Raw genomic sequence first — 19,101 nt, forward strand, 5'->3', positions numbered from 1 at the left:
CATGAACGACGGAATTTTTGACAAAATTGAATCTGATGATGACGGCGAAGCAAAGGAAACTACTATTATTGGAGATGCAACCATGAACGACGAAATTTTTGACGAAATCGAATCCGATGATGACGAAGAAACTGAAGCGACTGTGCTTTCAGACACCCTTTACATTCCTCTCGGCAAGCCCAAAAGTCTGAAAGAGATTCCCCTAGCTTTTACCGTGCCAGATAACATCGAGCCAGTAACAGTCAAAGGCTTGACGCTAGGTTGGACAAAAGCTGCTTTGCATGAGCTTTCGACCCTCCAAAAAGCTGCTTGCAAGGGCGATTCAGCTAGTAAAAATCTCCCTTATTCCTCGCTGCTAGGTTTGTTAGAAGTAGGACTGGACAGTGCAGCGCGGATTCAGTCAAATGTAGGTTTGAGTCTGTTTTCGTTGAATTCCAAAAGTGTAAAAGAGCCTGAACCATTTGCTTACTTAAATTCCGAAAGTACACAAGATATCCAGAAAGCGTTACGCCCCATTATCAACGAGTGGATAACAAATTTCCTAAAACCTTTTGCTGAAAAAGAAGATGGGCTATTGGAAGTTATCGACCGTTTGGAAGATTTGCACGATCGAAAGGAGTTGTTAACAATTACTCCGTCTGAGTCTCAAGTTTTACCTTGGAAATGGAATCAAAATACAGGAACTACAAAACACAGCAACAATTATGATTATCGCGTGTTAGTTGATTATGCAGCTCGTGCGATCGCGGGAAAAGAGATTTTTCAGGGGCTAGGAACAATGAAGCGGGTTATCTCTAGCGGCGGGCGTCTCACAACTGGAACGGCAGAATTGATTACCGATCCCATTACTGTATCCGAAAACGCAGGAAAATTCAGTCTGGTGGTACGTTTAGAAGTCGTAACCTATCCTTCTTTGCACCAACCTTTATTGAAGATAGATGTTTCCAAGCGCCGCTGGTTAAGTGAATTAAAACCTGCAAGTTATAACTCAGCAAATATTAGTGGTTTTGTCTTTTCTGTTGACTACAGCGATCGCGCATTTCGCTACACGGTGCTTTCCGATTCCGAAAAACCGGAGAAAAATCAACCGGACAAAAAGAAAAATTGGTTTTGGGCGATCGATAAAGACTTTGAAGCATTGCGTGGCAAGCTCAAACTCCCGATGAAAACGCCTGACGGTCAAAATATTGATGGTTCTCAAATTGTATTGGGTAAAGCTTCAACAGAACGCTGTCAAGTTGTGTTAACTTACCGCAACGGACTGCAAGAAGGAAAACACGGAATTGACGCAGGCGTACCGGAGATTGATAAGTTAGAAGCTTTTGAAAAGATTGCTGAAATTCTGAACCTGCTCGGCTTCAAACCTTTCGATAATTACTCGGAAGTAAAAATCAAAGGCACAAGTCACACAAAAGACGATACAGCCTCGCGCATGATTAATTTTCCTACTCTGTTAGGTGCTGCTTTAGAAATCCTTGAAAAAGGTGACTGTCCTGATTTTACTCCCAAATACTTGGAAAAATTTAAGGAAAGCTTGAAGGACGATCCATTAAACAGCTTGCTGGCTAAACATCTCGATATGAAGTTAGAGAAAATTTGGGGTGGTAGAAAAACCCTAAAATTTCACTCTAAGTGTCTCAACCAGACTGATGAACTTAAGGCGATGATTCAGGCAAACCAGGAAGCTATGCGCCGACTATATGCTAATGAAAAACTGTTACTTGTTATCTTTTACGAAGAACAATGTCAAACCGAATTGAAACTGCTGCAAGCGATAATTCGCCTTCTCTGGGGTGGCGCGATCGAACTCATGGCTAATCGTTTGCCAGCAAATACTCACGGGCCGAAAGAGTCATTGCCAGGTGCAAATTTGAAAGCAAAAGAGCGATCGCGTCACCGCATAGAAGCCTGGGAGTCTATCGTCCAACAACTTGCTTTACGCAAACAGCGAACTTTTTGCCTCGTAATGGCACGGGAATGGTATCCAGACAATAAACATGACGATTCGGTGAATAAACCCTCATCCCGTCAAGCACTGGCTACAATCGCCGGTTCTTGCGTGCAGTTTCTGCTACCGATTGAAAAAACTAAGGAGAAAGAACTTCTCCAACTTGGTGATTTTTCCCATCGAGTACAAGCTGCTCTAAAAGACTTACTTTCTGCTCATTCTGGCCGCATTGATGATGTCAAGGAAAAGGTTGACAAATGGCTCAAAGACACTCCTGTAGCAGCTAGACCAAAAGAAATTATCGGAATTACGATCGTTCGCAAACAGAAAGGTCGCGCTCGCGGTTTTATTGACAACACATTTTTGCCAGTTGCTATGCGCCTCAAGGTGGAAACAGGTGAATGCGAACTGTGCTGTGCCTATGAGAAGGGTAATAATTTACAAATCAGCCCTTGGAGCAAGTTTTCTGATGAGATCGCCTTTATTTCCCAAATCTCTCCCGTGAAACTGGCTGACAAACAAGAAGCGCGCCAGATTCGTTTCATGAAATTTGTCAAGCAGATTATTTCCAATTCTGTAGATGAAGGGAATCAACCATTAGTGATGATTGATTCTTCTAACTGCGCGCAACTTTGGCCTTGGCTCGCCGATGTTAGAATGAATGCAAATCAAATTAACCTCGGTCAGCAGTACGAGCAGATGCAAGATGAGTGGAAAGGTGCGCGGATAATTCGGATTCGTCAAGATATCGCCCCTGGAATTATCGATAAAAAAGTCCGACATTTAACAGAGACTTCTCTGGAAGATACCCGGACAAAAGAAGAACTGACTTCAACCTGGGAAATTCCCTCTGCATCGAGTGCAATGAAGTTATTTCGGCTTGTTACAAGCAATCAAAAGAGCGAAATCAGTGAAACAGGTTGTGTTGCTTACCTGTCTGTTGGGCGCAAAACACTTCATCAAGAATCACGCGGCCAAAGTTGCTATCACCCGACAGAAAGCCCTATTGCTGTAAAGAATATTGCTGAAGAAGTGGTGATTTTTGCATTTAGTTTCCTCGCGCAAAGCGGGTTATATCAAATGGCATCACTGCTTGTGCACTACTTTCTTGCAAAAGTTGCTGACGGTTTCAACAACAAAGTTTTAAATAAAGCTGGATTGGAAGTCCACAAAATTGAAACCCGTCCGCCTTTCACGGGACAATTCCCAACTCCAAATCCTCTGGAAATTGTTGTTACCTTGCGACAGGAAAAAGATGATTGCGATCGCCTTGCTGCACTGGTAGAATCCCTACGGTATAGTTTCGGCCACTACAGCGATTGGTCGAGCTTACCGGCTCCTCTGTTTTTTGAGCGAGTTGTGCGAGACTATATCAGCGAATTTGCAATTGAAGATGAGCAAATGGAGGCGGAACCAGAGTTAGAGGAATAATTCAGTCTAGGGTTGCTGTCCCTACTCGGTTGAGTATTAGGGCGTTGCAGTCGGTAATTAACGGGCTTAACTTCAGGGCAATCGCCTCCAATGTCAATGGGGAGAGAGGATTTTTGCGCTTAGGAGTAAAAGATGAAGAAAGTGGAGCAAATCTCACATCTAAAATCTAAAATCCAAAATATGCTGCGGGAGAGTGCAAAAATAGGTCGCTGTTTCTTATGCTGAGTAAGAAGGGGCTAGGGATCGATCGCACATGACAAATTACATGAATAAAGCTAAATCTATCAAAATTGCGGTGGTGGGGGACGTTCACGATCGCTGGGAACCTGAAGACGGCGAGGCCCTGAAGCATCTGGGCGTTGATTTGGTGCTGTTTGTGGGGGATTTTGGCAATGAGTCGGTGGAGGTGGTGCGGGCGATCGCCCAATTGGACATTCCGAAAGCAGCGGTGTTTGGGAACCACGACGCTTGGTACACGGCGACAGAGTGGGGCCGCAGTCAGTGCCCTTACGATCGCACTCAAGAAAATTGGGTAAAACAGCAGTTAGATTTAATGGGAGAAGCTCACGTCGGTTACGGGAAACGGGATTTTCCCGAATTGGGCGTAACTGTGGTGGGAAGCCGCCCGTTTACTTGGGGGGGTTCGGAGTGGAAGTACGGGGATTTTTACTCGGAGTGGTTTGGGGTAGAAAGTTTTGAGGAGTCGGCGCGGCGCATTGCAGCGGCTGCGGCGGATGCCGATTGCGAAAATGTGATTTTTTTGGGTCACACGGGTCCGACGGGGTTAGGAGAGGCTCCTGAAGACCCCTGCGGGCGAGATTGGAAGCCACTGGGAGGGGATTGGGGCGACCCGGATTTTGCGGAGGCGATCGATCGAACTCGTACCACAGGAAAGCACATACCGCTGGTAACTTTTGGTCATATGCACCACAAACTGCGGCACACGAAGCACGAGTTGCGGAAGTCGCTGGAGGTGAGTGCGGAGGGTACGGTGTATTTGAATGCGGCCAGCGTACCGCGAATTGTGGAGAGAGAGTGCTCGAAATTGCGGAATTTCTCGATCGTCCTGCTCGAAAATGGCTCGGTGTCGGAAGTGTCTCTGGTATGGGTAGGCGAAGATTTCGCGGTAGAAAGAGAACAAATTCTTTATCGGCGCGCTGAATCTGCGGCTATTTGTAGTTAGAGACATTTGCTGGTATGATAAAATTTATGCGCCCGGAGAGGTGGCAGAGTGGTCGAATGCGCTCGACTTGAAATCGAGTGTGGCAGTGATGTCACCGTGGGTTCAAATCCCACCCTCTCCGTTGAACATTTCTCTTGTCCGTTAAGGGTTTCAGATTCTCTATCCCCTCAAGAGTTCCCTTTTCCGCTCATCTTTCGCTCACTCTGGGTATTTCGCAACAAAAAAACACCCCCGTAGGGGTGCTGTTGCTTACCAGGTAATTTTTCTAGCTAACTGACTCAACTCAAAACCCTTCCTCATCCGCCGGGTCTCCGTAGGGGTCTTCGCTGGCCGGAGTCACATTGCCGAACATTCCAGCATCCGCTACGTAGTCAGCCGGGTCGCCGTAGGGGTCTTCGCTGGCTGGAGTCAGGTTGCCGAACTGTCCGTAGTCGGTACCGGCGTAGTCAGCCGGGTCGCCGTAGGGGTCTTCGCTGGCAGGGGTCAGGTTGCCGTACTCTCCGTACTCAGCCGGATCGCCGTAGGGGTCTTGGCTGGCTGGAGTCACGTTGCCATACTCTCCGTACTCAGCCGGGTCGCCGTAGGGGTCTTGGCTGGCTGGAGTCACGTTGCCGTACTGTCCGGCATTGGAGGCATCTTGGTAATTGCCATCAGGATCGAGTTGCTCGCTGTCTGGCCCGACGATCGCATCTTTTAACTTCCGCAAAAATCCGTCTACCATGATAAAGTTCCTCTTTTTTATGTGTTGAAAAACGACTGTTTTAGATTGGGAATCCCAGATTTAATTGAAAGTCACGGAACCTGCAATCTAAAATCTCAAATGCTTACACTACTGTGCGGGAACAGGACTTGTAGCTTCCGGCAAGGTAGTAAGGTCTCGACCGGTATTTTGGTTGTTGTACCCTTGGAATTCGCGGTAACGCGCTGCCTCGGACTCCGGAACTTTAATTCCTTCAGGCGGGGGCGTTACCCAGACCGCGCGATTCTGGGCATCACGGTAGTAAACGCGACCGTTTTTGGAAAGGTAATGTTTTCCCTGCGGCCCCTTTTCTTGTTTATTTTTGTGCTGATTGTAGATGTAGTAAAGGGCGGCTGCTCCTGCTAAAGTAATCCCTACTTTTTGAGCATTGCTCAGTCCTTTTTTCGCTTGTGGGGAAGGAGCGGAGCCGCGATTAGTTTGCACTCCTCCAGCGCGAGTGTTGTCAACAGGAGGCGGGGGAGCGGAATTTTGCTCGCTAGAACCGCAAGCAGTCACAAAGGGAAAGGTCAGCAGCGTTGTCAGCAGCAGAGCCATGAAGCGCGATCTTTTGGGTTCGGGTTTGATTGTGTTCATTGCCGCTCCGAATTGTCGGGATTACAGGTAGGGTGTGTTCTGGCGGGGTTGAGGAACCTGAGCTGCTGCCAACTGTTTTTAGAGTAAATTAATTTCTCAAAGCAATTTTGACCAAAAAAGTAGTTGCTGAGAAATTTACAGCGCAGGTACGGTATTGCGTTTCTAGATTAATCATCCTCAAATCTCTTGATGATTTACTCATTCCAGGGATATAAATAAAGTTTCTTTTATTTCAGTCTCCAGGTATAGGCCAATGCGCGCCTTCGGGTAAAAATAAATTCCGTTTGTGGACTGCTCAAAGCAAAGTGAAGCAGACCGAGGGGGCGAGTCCGAAACTCAAAGCAGCACTGGCGAGGGAAAGGAGGCCGATTTAGAGCTGAAGGAAGAAGGCAGAAGGCCATTCGACTTCGCGAGCGGATAAACAGCAGGAATAAGGAATAATAGCCAGGGTTTGAGCAATTAATATCAATTCCGGTTGCATCGGAATGATTTAACCGCAGAGGACACAGAGAACGCAGAGGGAGAGAAAAGAGTAATGAATAATTCCGATGAAGCGCGGATTTGATATAAGAACATCCTAACCGTCTTGGCGGTTGCTATATAAGTCCGGCGGTGTTTAATTGGGTTGGACTGCTTCTGGGATGCCTGCATTTTTTTGTGGGAATTCTGGAGAAGTCGATCGCACTATTGTAGAAATCTATTAACCGCGATATAAAACCCCCTAAGCCTTTCGGATATTTATGAAATTAAAAAATTTAGTTACTGCTGGATTGTCCATCGCAGTTGTATTTACTGCGGTAAAATATCTAACATTTTCCCAGCAACAAAACCAAGTCAAGGAATTGCTGCAAACAAAACAGTGTCAGGAATGCAATTTCAGCAATGCCAACTTACAAGGATTAGACTTGCAAGGAGTAAACTTGCAGGGAGCTAACCTAGAAGGTGCTAACTTATCAGGAGCCAACTTGACCAATGCCAACCTCAAAAATGCCAACTTAAATAGAGCCAACCTGACCGGAGCTGATTTGGGCTGTGCTGGCATCACTTTCAACCTTGAGGCTAATGAAAAAGAAGCAAATATGGATTTTAATGTCACCGCTGTTCCAGAACAGAATAACCCAGAAAATGCAGTAGTTGGTTTCAATATGAAAGCAACGGATCGAGGAGCCACAATGCGTTTCAACCTCATGGGATGCGCCGACTTCGAGAATGCTAGCTTGCAAGAAACTAAAATGCCCGATGGCAAAATTCATCCTTAATTGCAGCAAATACAGCAATCTGCTGTGTCATCATTTGTCAACTTCTTTTGATTCTTTCCGCTCTCTCTTTCTCTTTCTCTGTGTCCTCTGTGGCCTCTGTGGTTCATAAAAAAAAACCGCCGCCTGACTGACAGGCGGCGGTTTTTTTAAGCAACAAACAATCGCCTAAAATTAGTGAGCAGAACCGTTACCATGATACTTGTCAGTATCGTAGAATCCGTTTTTTGTACCGAAGAACAGACAGCAAACGGTGAAAACTGCTGTCAAGACTGCTAAAACTAACTTAACGTCCATAATTTACCTGCTGTTGTTGAGTGAGTGCAAATACTCAGATTGTAGAATCTTTTTGGCTGGCGCGGCCATCTACCAGCGTAGCGCCAGATTTGCTGGGATGTTCGTTGGTGCGGCAGTTTCCTGACGGCGAGACGATTCGGGGAATTATTGTCGAAACCGAAGCTTACGGCCCGGGAGATCCCGCTTGTCACGCTTACCGAAAGCGCACTTCTCGCAATGAGGTGATGTTCGGGCCTCCGGGTATGAGCTACGTTTACCTAATCTACGGGATGTATCACTGTTTTAATGTCGTGACGGATGCAGAGGGAGTTGCTAGTGCTGTGCTGATTCGAGCTTTGCAGGTAGATGTGGTTCCCAAAGAATTCGCTGCAATTCCTGAGAAGAAGCGATCGCGCCTCGCCGCCGGGCCTGGGAAACTGTGTAAGGTACTGGGGATCGATCGAACTTTAAGCGGTTTTCCCTTGGGTTCCGGCCAACCGCTGCGGTTGGAACACCGGAGCGAGCAATTTCAGCAAGCTGTGGAGGAGGGTACAATAAATTTTGTGCAAACTACGCGGATCGGGATTTCTCAAGGCATGGATTTGCCTTGGCGCTGGTATGTAGGGAACTCTACGGCTGTGTCACCAAATTATTGGGTCTGAAGCCCCTTCTTCAGTGGCCGGTTTTTTCTTCGCCTTTTTAATATAAAATCTAAATATTTATTAATAGATTGTCCTGCTTTTTGCTGTACTATAAATTATAGGAGGATTCAGCAATGTTTGGTTGTCAACAAAATCTAATTCGATCTGATTCAAGCATTCAAGCGATTCTTGAATATCTGTGTTCCGAGTCTGCAAAGCTTACTAATTGCGGTATCTATTATTCTCGCCAAATATACTTTAAAACTGGCAAGATTCCGAACCGGGCTAAGCTACACAAAGTCTTGGGAACTGAAGATAGAAACCTGCACTATCAAGCGTTCTATTCAGATACAGCTCAGCAAATTCTGACAGGGGTAGCAGAGTCTTTTAAGTCTTTTATGGGCTTACTCAGAGGAATCAAAAATGGAACGGTTACGCAACACCCTAAATTGCCGGGATACCGTAAAGGTGGAATGGCACTTGTAACGTTTACAGGAAGATCCGTAAAACTTAAGAATGGGATGCTGCGATTTCCTCTGGGAAGCAAGGTTAAAGCGTGGTTCGGGTTAGATGCGTTTTTCCTACCAATGCCATCTAATCTAGATTTTAAAACAATTCGAGAGTATCGCATTCTTCCCCGGAATGGCTGTTTCTACTTGGAATTGATTTACAAAACAGAGGATGTCCAAGCGAATGTAGACCCTGCCAAATGCTTAGCAATTGACCACGGAATAGACAACTGGCTAACCTGCTTGAGCAATATCGGCACAAGTTTTATCGTTGACGGCAAACATCTCAAGTCCCTCAATCAAGGATATAACAAACGGGTTGCTTTTCTCATGAAAGGGAAAGCCAACGGCTACTGGTCTAAAAGATTGGCAGGCTTAACTGAAAAACGTAATCGCCAAATGCGAGATGCCGTCAACAAAGCAGCAAGAAAAGTAATTCAGCACTGCTTAGACAACCAAATCGGTACAGTTATTTTTGGTTGGAACAAAGGACAAAAAGAGTCTGTCAATATGGGAAGCAACACTAATCAAAAGTTTGTGCAAATCCCTACGGGCAGACTGAAAGATAGAATAGCTCAACTGTGCGAGCAATACGGTTTAAGGTTTGTTGAAGCTGAAGAATCATATTCTTCCAAAGCTTCGTTTGTCGATAATGACTTGCTACCTAAATTTGGCGAAAAACCCGAAGGGTGGCTTCCTAGTGGCAAACGAATTAAGCGCGGTTTGTACAGAACGGCTCAAGGTTGGCTAATCAATGCAGATTGTAATGGTTGTGCAAATATTGCTAGAAAAGTAGCGATAATGCTTGGACTAGATCTAAGTGGAATCGGTAGAGGTGCTTTGGCATCGCCTTTAAGACTCAAATTGCTGTCTTAAGAATCCCCGCGCTGGTCTGCCGGGGAGTGTCAAAACTCTAGTAATGTCAAAGGTATCATTGTAAATTTTGTCGCTTATCTTAGTGAAATTATGGCTTACTCTTCTGAAAATCCGATCGTACAACTCAAAAAATGCCTAAGCCTGGTTCAGGATGTTAGCACTCACACCGAAGCCAACCGGGCCTTCGAGCAATTGTGCGGGATTATCGATGCTGAAAACCCAATGGCGGCGCAACTTTTGGAGATGCTATGGGAAGAAGCAATTATGGCGAGGCGATCTGCTTTATTTTGGCAACAAATGAGCGATGTTGAGAAAGATATGGCTAATAGAATGATGGAAAATATGACGCAAATGCGGCAAAACTATTTGCGGTTAATGCAGGAAATGTAAGATTGGGGAATGGGTAATTGCTAATTAGTAATTGGTAATTGCCCGGACTCTGCCCCCCAACGATAAAAACGAGTAATAGAAGCATATTTAACTGCGGCGAGACTCATCGTCCACCACGCAATATGTGCATATTGAGCGCAGTCGAACCAAGTGAAAGTAAAAATCAGATAAGCAATAGCCACCGCTTCAATACCGCGCATTGATGAATTCACCGCTAAATAGAGATAATATCCCCAAAGTGCAATCCCAGCCAGCAGCCCTAAAATGCCAACAGATAGGGTTGTATCCAGAATCCAATTGTGAGCTTTGTAAGTAGGAGTTTCTCTAGTGCTGATTTCACCTTTTATGTTAATATAGTTGTAAGTAAATTCGTCTAAATTTACAACGGTCGGAGTTACTTGAGGATTTCGGATGTATGGATAGGCGATGCCCAAACCGTCAAATCCCCATCCAAATAGCGGGCGTTTTTTGATGCCGCGCGCTGAGAGCGTCCACATGGGCGATCGGCTAGACATGACTTGTGCGATCGAAGGTTTGCTCCAATCTAACGGTCTGCTGACAGTCATGATGCCAATAGCGATTATGGCGATAAGAGCACTGCCTGCAAGAATTTTGTAATATTTGCCTCTGAGCAAATAGGCACTGGCAACTATCAGAGCTAAAATAGCACTTCGAGTAGAAGTTAGCAGCAGTGAGGGAACAGTTAAAATTAAAGTAATTGCAGTTAATTTATTTGTGGTAAATCTCCCAAACCAACCGACAAGAGCAGTAATTACTATTAATGCTAAAACTATAGCTGCGTGGCCGCGATGGGAGTACAATCCTATTGGTTGCTGTCCTTGAAAAATGCTGCTGGCATTAACATCAGCTCTGATAATTTTCCCCATTGTGGCAGTATAGTCGATCCGCCAGTCTATGATTTGCGGGAAGATACTAAGAGAAAGAATGATGCCGCCAATTAGCAGTCCTTGGAATTGGGAATTAATGAGTTGCGGGTGTATGGTTAAGAGCAAGCTGTTGCTGAGAGTGAAGGCGGCGATTAACAGCCAGTAGAGCCAGCCGTCTCCCATTTGGTCTTGACCGAAGAAAGAGGTTAAGGGGAAGGGACTTTGTAGAGTGGAGATAGCTCCGATTGAAAGAAATATTGTCCACAGTATTAGCGATATTTTCCATTGTCGGGGAATGGTTAGGGCTTTTCTTTGTTCCCACAATAGGGCGAGATTGACTCCTACTATTAGCCAAATAATTAATACTTTGGGGGAAGTCCAGATGAGGCCCCGGCTGCTTCCCCAGGGGTTGATGAGGATGATGCTGAGGGCATATAGCAGGGTGTAGAGGGTTTTCATTACTCTTTGTTTTTCCGGTTTTTGAGTCTTTTAATTACAGGCAATACAGCGAGGGCAAATAAAGTTCCTAATGCGGTGGTTGGTTCGGGAACGGCTGCGGCGGCGAGGGCGTCCTCCTCGGCTTTTTTAGATGAGGCTTTTTCGTTTGGTAAGTCGTCGCTGTAAAGGCTTGCTATGTCAGAAACGTCGCTTTCGGAAAAAGACATTTCCTGGTTTATACTCCTAGCAGCGAAAGCTCTTGTATTCGTACCAACATTACTCGAAGACGTAGAAACGCTACTGAGAGAAGGAAGGTAATCTTGATACATCTTGACAGCTAAGTCGTATGTTCCAACTTGAGGATGTGGTGCATTGCGTACACATCCACCACCACCGCTACCGCCGTTACATGGGCCGCCACTAAAGTCATTACGCTCATTAAAGTTGAAGTCGTTGTAGCCACTCACCTTGAGTTTGAGAGAACCGTCATTGTTTACAGAACTTTTAATCCCTGAACCCCAATTGCTCCCAAACGGCCCGCCGTCGTCATTCACCGCAATCAGATTTCCCGATTGGTTAAACGCTCCTAAAATTGTGTCTGGTTTTTTCGGGGGGTTGACACCAGGAAAGTTATTAGTCCAGGCTACAAAAGGTGCTGATGCTTGAAGTCCTGATTCTGTAAAAGAGTCAACCTTGCCAGGGGATAAGGCACTGGAAAACAAATAGGTGGGGAGTTTGTCAACTTTTTTGTACCCAAACTGTTGCTCAACTATGTTGGCATACTGTTTGGTAAATGTTGCACCTTGTTCGATATTTGTGATAGTTGAAGTGCCTCCATTGAGGGAAATTGACCAGGAAAAACCTGTTAAAAAATCGTAGGTTTTGTTGCCGAAATCACCGACCAGAAATGTCTCAAATTTGAGCTGATTGGCTTGAGAACCACTCGGTACATCAGAGAATTTTAAAATCTGACCATTGTTTTGAGTCTGTTGTGCTAGTTGGTTGTTTGGATTCCAGGGTAGAAATTGTTCTAATTCTTCTGGAATTCTGTATTCATCCCAGTACCAAGGTTCCTCGTCAGACCATCCACTAATATAACCAAATTTGGGGGGATCTATATATGGGACTTGTACGGCGAAGTTAGGGTCAATAGTTATGGGTGGATGAAAATCTTGCGTTACTATTTGAAGCCAGTTCAGATGATCGACACCGAGAAAATTTTTCCAGTCATTTTTAGTAGCAACAAATTGACCCTCAATGGCATCTTTGGTTCCTGTTGTGACAGGCCTAATTTTTCTCTCCAGGCTAATATTACCTAAGACTTCATTTTTGACGATTACATCAAAAGTCAGTTGTGCTGCACAAACTTCCCCGCTTGAAACGGTTGTAAAGAATGCAGCTATTGAGATCGCACAGATGTATGTTGTGCTAGCATTTCGCTGTGACATAGCCTTGAGTCCTAATTGTTTGAAAGTGTATTAAATCCTAATCAGCAAGTTTTTCAACTTGGTAAGTTTTGAGATTGAAACGCCACAAAGTCCGCACAAGTCTGTCACTGTTAACATCTACGTAGATATATTCTGGCGTAACCAAAAAATTTGAATCGGCAGAAAACTCGCCTATAGATAGCAAATCAAGCTGAGAAAATTCTTTAATTTCCTGACAAGTTTCGATGTTAAAAAGTCGCGCGTAATTCACCGCACCTCCACTCCGATCCGGTAGAGGATAATTTTCATCGATCGGGGGATATCCGTGACCAAATGTGATGTTCAAAAAGCGATCGTTTGGCGAAAAGCGAAACTGCTCAGGCCCGGGAGCTCCTTTTTTCCATTTGCAGACAAGTGTAAAGCTGGGATAGCTGTGCATGAATATTATCCCTTGCGGAAATTGGTAAGTAAAAAACTTGGTTTCATCGTGGGAAAAGCCATAAATCCTTTGAGGAAAACGGCGAACTTCTTTACCTGTCGCCAACTCCCAGAAAACAGCATGGTCTTTCTGCGAAGCCGCAACAGTCTTACCACCGTCTAAGAGAAATGTCTCTCTGACAACTACTCCATCATCCATTTTAAAAGTGCGAATCACCTCTGAAGAAACAGCATCTTTGACGGTAACAATGCCATTGCGTGAGCCGCTGACAGAGTAGCGACTTACTGAGGGCGTGTTGTCAGCTATCCTCTCCATATAGGCACTAACTCCATGTGAAACAGAGCCTAGTGCCATTGCCCCATAAAGGATTAAAGCCAATATAAATAGGGAAAAATATTTCATAATCTGGGCTATTTTTTAGCCTGATGATTAGTTAAATAATCCCAAAGCAATACGAAGCCAGCTACTAAAAGCAGCGCCAACTTCTTGCCTCAATCCTGATGTTCTGGATTGTCACGTTTAAAACAAGAAAAACTGTGGCAGTAGCGCCTACGCTGATTTCAAATAAGTTTGCTGAGATTATTTCCGAATATTATCACCTCACAAATGCTGACCACAATCCGAAAATTTACTGACTTTAGTAACATCCAAAGAACGAAATCAAATTTTACCTAGTAATATTGGTTATGCCTCAAGGAAGATTTCAGATAAAATCTTGACTTCTGTAGCTAAAAAGTTTCAATGGATACTGTTTTTAGTGAGAAAGTAGTGAACTTTGTAATATTGGTTCGCCTCAAGGAAGATTTCAGATAAAATCTTGACTTCTGTAGCTAAAAAGTTTTAATGGATACTGTTTATAGTGAGAAAGTAGTGAACTTTTGAGCTACTTCAGGGCTTCAGGGCTATTTTTTTAGTCTTTTGAATGTACCGAATCCAGCTAATGCTAATAATGCTCCTAATGCTGTAGGCTGAATTTGAGGGTGCGGAATTGAGTTCTCTCTAAAATGCGAGGCCATAAGCGAATGTAGGGTTGATATAAAATCCGGGTGCACTGGAATTATTTGTTTGTAAAATTTGGTAAAATTCGCAGTTGCGTTTTTTTTGCCACACCGCAACTGCGAACTTTTCCTACTTCATTAAAGCAGCACCGCAGTTGTAAAGTTCCCGCGCGTAATCAGTCCAAGTTCCCTGTCCCCAATAGCGGAAACAGCTTGTTTGCACCAACAAATTGTAAAGCAAAGCTTGCTGGTATTCAAACTGCTTGGTAACTGTCGCATCTTGCTGCAACAGCGGGTCGTATTTTTGGTGAAATGCAGCGCTGAGTAGATTCATCGGTTCTAAGACATTTTCGTAGCCTTTCACCCAACTCAAATCGTTAGTCCAAGAAGCACCATCCATGTGAAAATTATGGTCTGTTTGCTTGAGTTGGGCGATCGCACTTTCCACTTTTTCCGGCGTCGCACTATCAGGATCGACTAGGTGCCAGATTTTGTGCTGGTTAACCCCTTGACAAATCGGATAATCATCAGGATTAACACCCGCCGCTTCAATAATCTCCAAATATTCAGTGCCGTTTAAACCAACAACACCGGATTTTCCCCCGCCTTGTTCGCGGTTTTCGTGCCAAGCTTTGACAAAAGCGCTGGGAAATTCATTCATCATCACGCCGCCATTTTCGCCGTCGGCAATCTGAGTGACTAAAGAAGGAACTGTGACATTGCCAATTTGCTGCTTATTGCGTCCTTTTGCTTCGTAATAAGGCTGCATTTGACCAACCAATTTCGTATCTGAACCTTGGGTTTTAATCAAAGCCGTGATGCTGATTGTTTCGCCGTGAGAATTGCGGGCCACTAAACGGTTGGGAATGTATTTTTGATCTTGCGACAATCCCGAACCGTCGGGATTTTCTACAGAATGTTCTTGCACCATCAGCCAGCGATAGCCGCATTCTTTCAAAGCTTTGATGTATTCGTAAAGTGTATCTGGGTGATTGGGAAAGTGCATTTCTGGGGGCGAAAAACCTTTGACGCGCTTCAGGGCATCCAAGCCAAAAATGGCCGCAAAATGATGTTGCCATGCTTGAATTTGAAGTTTGATGTCGGGAATGGGAGTTGAGGGAATGACGGCGTGACTCCACATTGTGCCCAGCCATTCTACGTGAGGTTGATATTGAGGATCGCAGGTAATCCGCTTGAGATTATCAAAGATATCGTCGCGTCCCATTTGGCGCAATCCCCACAATAAGTTGCCCGAATAGTCGAGCATAATGCGCGGGTTGCAGCCTTCGGCAATCAGTTGGGGAATAAATTCTCCCATGCGGGAATAGCACCAAGCAAACACTCCGGCGTTGTGGTTGTCTCCTTGGTTGGGATGTTCAAACATATGCTGGAGATTGCAGATCAGTTCGCCGTTTGCACCCGCAGGAATGGTGGGTTGGTGCATATGCAGGGCGCAGGCGAATCCGGCTTGAATGTTTTCTAGGCGCAGATTTGTGGTAGGTAGAAAGATTGGTTCGTTGCTATTGGCTGCGGCCTTAATTTCCGCTTCGGAGCCGCAAATATTGGGTAATCCTGAGTTGATTTCTTGTAAAATGGGTAAATTGGGAGATTGTGCGATCGCAGGCATAAATTTTTCTCAACAATTGTGGAGGAACCGTGTCTGCTATTGCTAAGATAGCTAGATACTTTAACAGTAGCAGAGGATGTCTGCAAAAGATAAATTTCACAGGATAAGTCCGGGAGCGCGGCAGATCCTAATCTTGGGTAAAATGTTTAACACATTTCACGTAAATAGGCGAGGTAAATTATGAAATACGAAATCAAGGTTTTGGAACCAACCGATTTGTGGTACGTTCAAAATAACATCAATCCAGAAACGAACAAGTTTTACCATCCCACTAAGAATATTCCCCTCGTTCAGCAAGCGGAAATTAACTTGAACAATTCGGGAGTGATTGTTCAAAAAGGTGCGCTGCATTGGTGTATGGGGAAATTGACTTCCGGTGTTTATAAAACGGATAACCGTTTAAAAGATATGTGGGTATCTTTGACAACGGAAATGGACTACAATGCTCCTGTATATCAAGGCACTGGTACGGTGAAATTGGAACCGAGACAAAAAGGCTATTTCCTGCATTATACGCCGATCGCTCTGTCGGATGGGGAGCAGTGGGAATTTGATGACGGTGTATTTCAGTTTTGTTCGGACAATGTAGTTATCGGTGCTAAAAAACTGAAATTCCGACAAGTGGCTGCTTCTAATGACGGTAGGTGGAGAATTGCTGTTACAGCTTTGCGCGAGCAAAAAGCTATAGTTGTAGCTGCTACAAATTCACCGGCTAAGGTTGTCGAACTCAAACAAGGTGAAACTTTGATAGCTGATTGCGATTTGGTGAAAGGATTTACCAAGGGGATTGAAGAAGATTATCGAAAATTAGGTCATTTTGGCAAAGGCGGTGGAGAGGGTTATGTTTGGTATTATCAGGGGAAAGGTAAATTATTAATATGTGAAAATGATGCTATGGGTTTGGGTTGAGTTATTGCATTTTTTTCGATCGGTATGAGAATTATGAGTGGGATTTATGTAAGATAAGGAGGAAGAAACATCGCACACAAATTTGCAGGCATGAAAGTGTCTGAGATTCTCAAAGGTAAAAAAGGTAGTATAAAACAAGCACAGATTCCGGCCAATTCGCCAAGTTGGGAAGAATTTAGCGAAATGATATGGGAGCAAATAGAAAGAGGTGCTGAAGAAAATATCCCAGGCTTTAAGATGGTTCGCAAATTGTTGAGCGATCGGAGATTTGATAGATGAAAAATAATGGATTTGACCAACTAATATTATTTTTGCAAAAATTGGAAAAACAGGCGATCGATTACAGTTTAGCGCATCATCGCGATGAAGCTATGATGGTAATTGTAGCTGTACCTGGGGAACGGTGGGAAATTGAATTTTTGAGTGATGGTTCGGTGGAGGTAGAGAAGTTTGTCAGTAAGGGAGAAATTGTTGGAGAAGAAGCTTTGAGTGAGTTATTCGATCGCTATTCGGAACTAGACGAGACAAATGGCGATTTGACTCAAAAGATTGAGTTGACAAATGCGAGAAGATGAGTTATGTTTTGCAGAATTTGCGATCGAGTTGCAGCAATGCCGAAACGATATCGCCCATCGCAACCGCCGCAAATTCGGCTTCTGGGAGCCCGATCGCCCTGTATTCCCAATGGCCTACTTGCTTATTTGGCGAGAAACCATATACTTTGTCATGTTAAGAAAATATCTTTTTGATTCATCCAGGAGCGAGAAAAAAAATGTACATTGTACAAATTGCCTCGGAGTGCGCCCCCGTCATCAAAGCAGGAGGTTTGGGCGACGTAGTTTACGGTTTGAGTCGGGAGTTGCAGAATTCCGGCCACTGCGTCGAGATTATTCTACCCAAGTACGACTGCATGAGGTACGACCACATTTGGGGACTTCACGAGGCCTACCGGGATCTGGCTGTGCCCTGGTACGGCGGCGAAATCCTCTGTGATGTCTTGTGCGGCTGGGTGCACGGGCAGTTGTGTTTTTTCATCGAACCTCGCTCTCAAGATAACTTTTTTAATCGCGGCTGTTATTACGGGTGCAATGACGACAATATGCGGTTTGCATTTTTCAGCAAAGCCGCTTTGGAATTTTTGCTCAGAAGCAACAAGCGTCCCGATGTGATTCACTGTCACGATTGGCAAACGGGTTTGATTCCAGTCATGCTGTTTGAAATTTACAAATACAATTGGATGGAAAATCAGCGAGTCTGCTATACCATTCACAATTTCAAACATCAAGGCATGGGGGGTAGCGATATTTTGAATGCAACGGGTTTGAATCGAGAGGATTATTATTTTGATTACGATCGCCTCCGAGATAACTTTAACCCTTTTGCTATCAACTTTATGAAAGGCGGCATTGTTTACTCGAATTTTGTCACCACGGTTTCGCCCCACCATGCTTGGGAAGCTCATATGGGCGAGTGTGGCTACGGTTTGGGGCACACCTTGCATTTATATCAAGAGAAGTTTCGCGGGGTGCTCAACGGCATTGATTACGATGTGTGGAATCCTGAGACCGATCGCTATATTCCGCACCACTACAATCAGGAGGATTTGGCAGGAAAAGCCAAAACTAAAAAAGCTTTGCGCGATCGGCTGTTATTGCGCGATGCTGACAAGCCTATTATTACCTTTATCGGTCGTTTAGACGACCAAAAAGGTGTCCATCTCGTCCACCATGCAATTTATTACTCTCTGAGTAAGGGAGCGCAATTCGTGCTTTTGGGTTCCGCGACGGAAGCGGGAATTAACGCGCATTTCCAGCACGAAAGACAGTTTTTAAATGATAATCCAGACTGCCATTTAGAACTAGGTTTTAATGAGGAACTGTCGCACTTAATTTACGCCGGTGGGGATATGATTGTGGTTCCCAGTAATTACGAACCCTGCGGGCTGACTCAGATGATCGGGTTGAGGTACGGCACTGTTCCTGTGGTGCGGGGAGTTGGCGGTTTGGTGAATACTGTGTTCGATCGAGATTACGACACCCGCCACCTGCCGGAAGAACGCAACGGTTACGTGTTTTACCAAACCGACTACTCGGCTTTAGAGTCGGCGCTTGATCGGGCGATCGGATTGTGGTATGACTATCATGATGAATTTGAAAAACTCATGCTTCAAGGCATGAATTGTGACAATTCGTGGAAATATCCAGCTAAAGACTATGTGGAAATTTACGAGCTAATTAGACACAAATAAGCCGTAGGATCTCAGATGCTGCACCATTGTCAAGAACGGGCTCTGGGGCCCGTCCCACAAAGAATGAGTTTTCTCGCTTCACAGGCCGAAAAGCCTGTTCATAAAAGGCTTATTGAGAATGGTGCAACATCTCAGATGAAATTGTTGTGGGGAGTAGGGGTTGGGCGTCCCGCCCGCCCGAAAAATACAACGCAAGATGCCCGACAGCTTAGGATCGCGAATTAAATAACTTACAATTTTAATTGTTATTGTGGGATGGGCGTCCCGCCCGTCCAAAAAGGACGG

At 44.8% G+C, this 19,101-nt stretch carries 18 protein-coding genes and 1 tRNA gene; 11 read left to right on the top strand and 8 right to left on the bottom strand.

The window, feature by feature from the left end; translation table 11 throughout:
- Position 1: 1 nt before the first annotated feature.
- The 3 genes from QUB10_RS27480 to QUB10_RS27490 all read left to right on the top strand — a co-directional run bounded on the left by QUB10_RS27480 (position 2) and on the right by QUB10_RS27490 (position 4,683).
- Positions 2–3,379: an RNaseH domain-containing protein gene (locus QUB10_RS27480; protein ID WP_333157242.1), complete on the top strand. Its 3,378-nt coding sequence runs from the start codon at positions 2–4 to the stop codon at positions 3,377–3,379.
- A 253-nt stretch (positions 3,380–3,632) separates the two neighbouring features.
- Positions 3,633–4,562, top strand: coding sequence for a TIGR04168 family protein (locus QUB10_RS27485; RefSeq protein WP_333206361.1), 930 nt, complete (start codon positions 3,633–3,635; stop codon positions 4,560–4,562).
- Positions 4,563–4,596: 34 nt separating this feature from the next.
- Positions 4,597–4,683, top strand: a tRNA-Ser gene (locus QUB10_RS27490).
- Positions 4,684–4,845: 162 nt separating this feature from the next.
- On the opposite strand, the gene QUB10_RS27495 is transcribed toward QUB10_RS27490, so the two are convergent.
- Together QUB10_RS27495 and QUB10_RS27500 are read right to left on the bottom strand one after the other, a co-directional pair.
- On the bottom strand, positions 4,846–5,283 hold the full coding sequence (locus tag QUB10_RS27495) for a translation initiation factor (protein WP_333206363.1): 438 nt from the start codon (positions 5,281–5,283) through the stop codon (positions 4,846–4,848).
- A 108-nt stretch (positions 5,284–5,391) separates the two neighbouring features.
- Entirely contained in the window at positions 5,392–5,895 is a 504-nt protein-coding gene (locus QUB10_RS27500; protein WP_333206364.1) for a hypothetical protein, read from the bottom strand.
- Between the two features lie 740 nt (positions 5,896–6,635).
- Between QUB10_RS27500 and QUB10_RS27505 the strand changes: the two genes are divergently transcribed.
- Positions 6,636–7,154: a pentapeptide repeat-containing protein gene (locus tag QUB10_RS27505; protein ID WP_333206366.1), complete on the top strand. Its 519-nt coding sequence runs from the start codon at positions 6,636–6,638 to the stop codon at positions 7,152–7,154.
- Between the two features lie 171 nt (positions 7,155–7,325).
- Here the strand turns inward: QUB10_RS27505 and QUB10_RS27510 are convergent, their stop codons facing one another.
- The gene (locus QUB10_RS27510; RefSeq protein ID WP_006633228.1) at positions 7,326–7,448 is read right to left on the bottom strand and encodes a hypothetical protein; all 123 of its coding nucleotides are present in this window, start codon (positions 7,446–7,448) and stop codon (positions 7,326–7,328) included.
- A gap of 20 nt (positions 7,449–7,468) precedes the next feature.
- On the opposite strand from QUB10_RS27510, the gene QUB10_RS27515 reads away from it, so the two are divergent.
- The 3 genes from QUB10_RS27515 to QUB10_RS27525 all read left to right on the top strand — a co-directional run bounded on the left by QUB10_RS27515 (position 7,469) and on the right by QUB10_RS27525 (position 9,843).
- The gene (locus QUB10_RS27515; RefSeq protein WP_333206367.1) at positions 7,469–8,089 is read left to right on the top strand and encodes a DNA-3-methyladenine glycosylase; all 621 of its coding nucleotides are present in this window, start codon (positions 7,469–7,471) and stop codon (positions 8,087–8,089) included.
- Positions 8,090–8,202: 113 nt separating this feature from the next.
- Positions 8,203–9,453: a transposase gene (locus QUB10_RS27520; RefSeq protein WP_333206369.1), complete on the top strand. Its 1,251-nt coding sequence runs from the start codon at positions 8,203–8,205 to the stop codon at positions 9,451–9,453.
- A 90-nt stretch (positions 9,454–9,543) separates the two neighbouring features.
- Positions 9,544–9,843 carry a hypothetical protein gene (locus tag QUB10_RS27525; protein ID WP_006633230.1) on the top strand — a complete coding sequence of 100 codons (300 nt, stop codon included), beginning with the start codon at positions 9,544–9,546 and terminating at the stop codon, positions 9,841–9,843.
- Positions 9,844–9,863: 20 nt separating this feature from the next.
- On the opposite strand, the gene QUB10_RS27530 is transcribed toward QUB10_RS27525, so the two are convergent.
- The 4 genes from QUB10_RS27530 to QUB10_RS27545 form a co-directional block, all read right to left on the bottom strand.
- Positions 9,864–11,189, bottom strand: coding sequence for an O-antigen ligase family protein (locus QUB10_RS27530; RefSeq protein WP_333206371.1), 1,326 nt, complete (start codon positions 11,187–11,189; stop codon positions 9,864–9,866).
- Positions 11,189–12,616 carry a hypothetical protein gene (locus QUB10_RS27535; RefSeq protein ID WP_333206373.1) on the bottom strand — a complete coding sequence of 476 codons (1,428 nt, stop codon included), beginning with the start codon at positions 12,614–12,616 and terminating at the stop codon, positions 11,189–11,191. The genes QUB10_RS27530 and QUB10_RS27535 overlap by 1 nt, the downstream gene beginning before the upstream one ends.
- A gap of 37 nt (positions 12,617–12,653) precedes the next feature.
- Positions 12,654–13,436, bottom strand: coding sequence for a hypothetical protein (locus QUB10_RS27540; RefSeq protein ID WP_333206375.1), 783 nt, complete (start codon positions 13,434–13,436; stop codon positions 12,654–12,656).
- Between the two features lie 726 nt (positions 13,437–14,162).
- Positions 14,163–15,659 (bottom strand): glycosyl hydrolase family 57, encoded by a 1,497-nt coding sequence (locus QUB10_RS27545; protein ID WP_333157298.1) that lies wholly within the window; start codon positions 15,657–15,659, stop codon positions 14,163–14,165.
- A 180-nt stretch (positions 15,660–15,839) separates the two neighbouring features.
- Between QUB10_RS27545 and QUB10_RS27550 the strand changes: the two genes are divergently transcribed.
- From QUB10_RS27550 to glgA, 4 genes are all read left to right on the top strand, one after another.
- Positions 15,840–16,568 (top strand): AIM24 family protein, encoded by a 729-nt coding sequence (locus tag QUB10_RS27550; protein ID WP_333157297.1) that lies wholly within the window; start codon positions 15,840–15,842, stop codon positions 16,566–16,568.
- A 90-nt stretch (positions 16,569–16,658) separates the two neighbouring features.
- Positions 16,659–16,847: a hypothetical protein gene (locus QUB10_RS27555; protein WP_333157296.1), complete on the top strand. Its 189-nt coding sequence runs from the start codon at positions 16,659–16,661 to the stop codon at positions 16,845–16,847.
- Positions 16,844–17,143 carry a hypothetical protein gene (locus QUB10_RS27560; RefSeq protein WP_333157295.1) on the top strand — a complete coding sequence of 100 codons (300 nt, stop codon included), beginning with the start codon at positions 16,844–16,846 and terminating at the stop codon, positions 17,141–17,143. The genes QUB10_RS27555 and QUB10_RS27560 overlap by 4 nt, the downstream gene beginning before the upstream one ends.
- 197 nt (positions 17,144–17,340) lie before the next feature.
- On the top strand, positions 17,341–18,816 hold the full coding sequence (gene glgA, locus QUB10_RS27565) for a glycogen synthase GlgA (RefSeq protein WP_333157294.1): 1,476 nt from the start codon (positions 17,341–17,343) through the stop codon (positions 18,814–18,816).
- A 78-nt stretch (positions 18,817–18,894) separates the two neighbouring features.
- Here glgA and QUB10_RS27570 read toward each other — a convergent pair.
- Positions 18,895–19,101: hypothetical protein (locus tag QUB10_RS27570; RefSeq protein ID WP_333206376.1), on the bottom strand; the 207-nt coding region annotated here is incomplete at its 5' end.

The sequence above is a fragment of the Microcoleus sp. B5-D4 genome, from assembly GCF_036705145.1.
Classification (GTDB): Bacteria; Cyanobacteriota; Cyanobacteriia; order Cyanobacteriales; family Microcoleaceae; genus Microcoleus.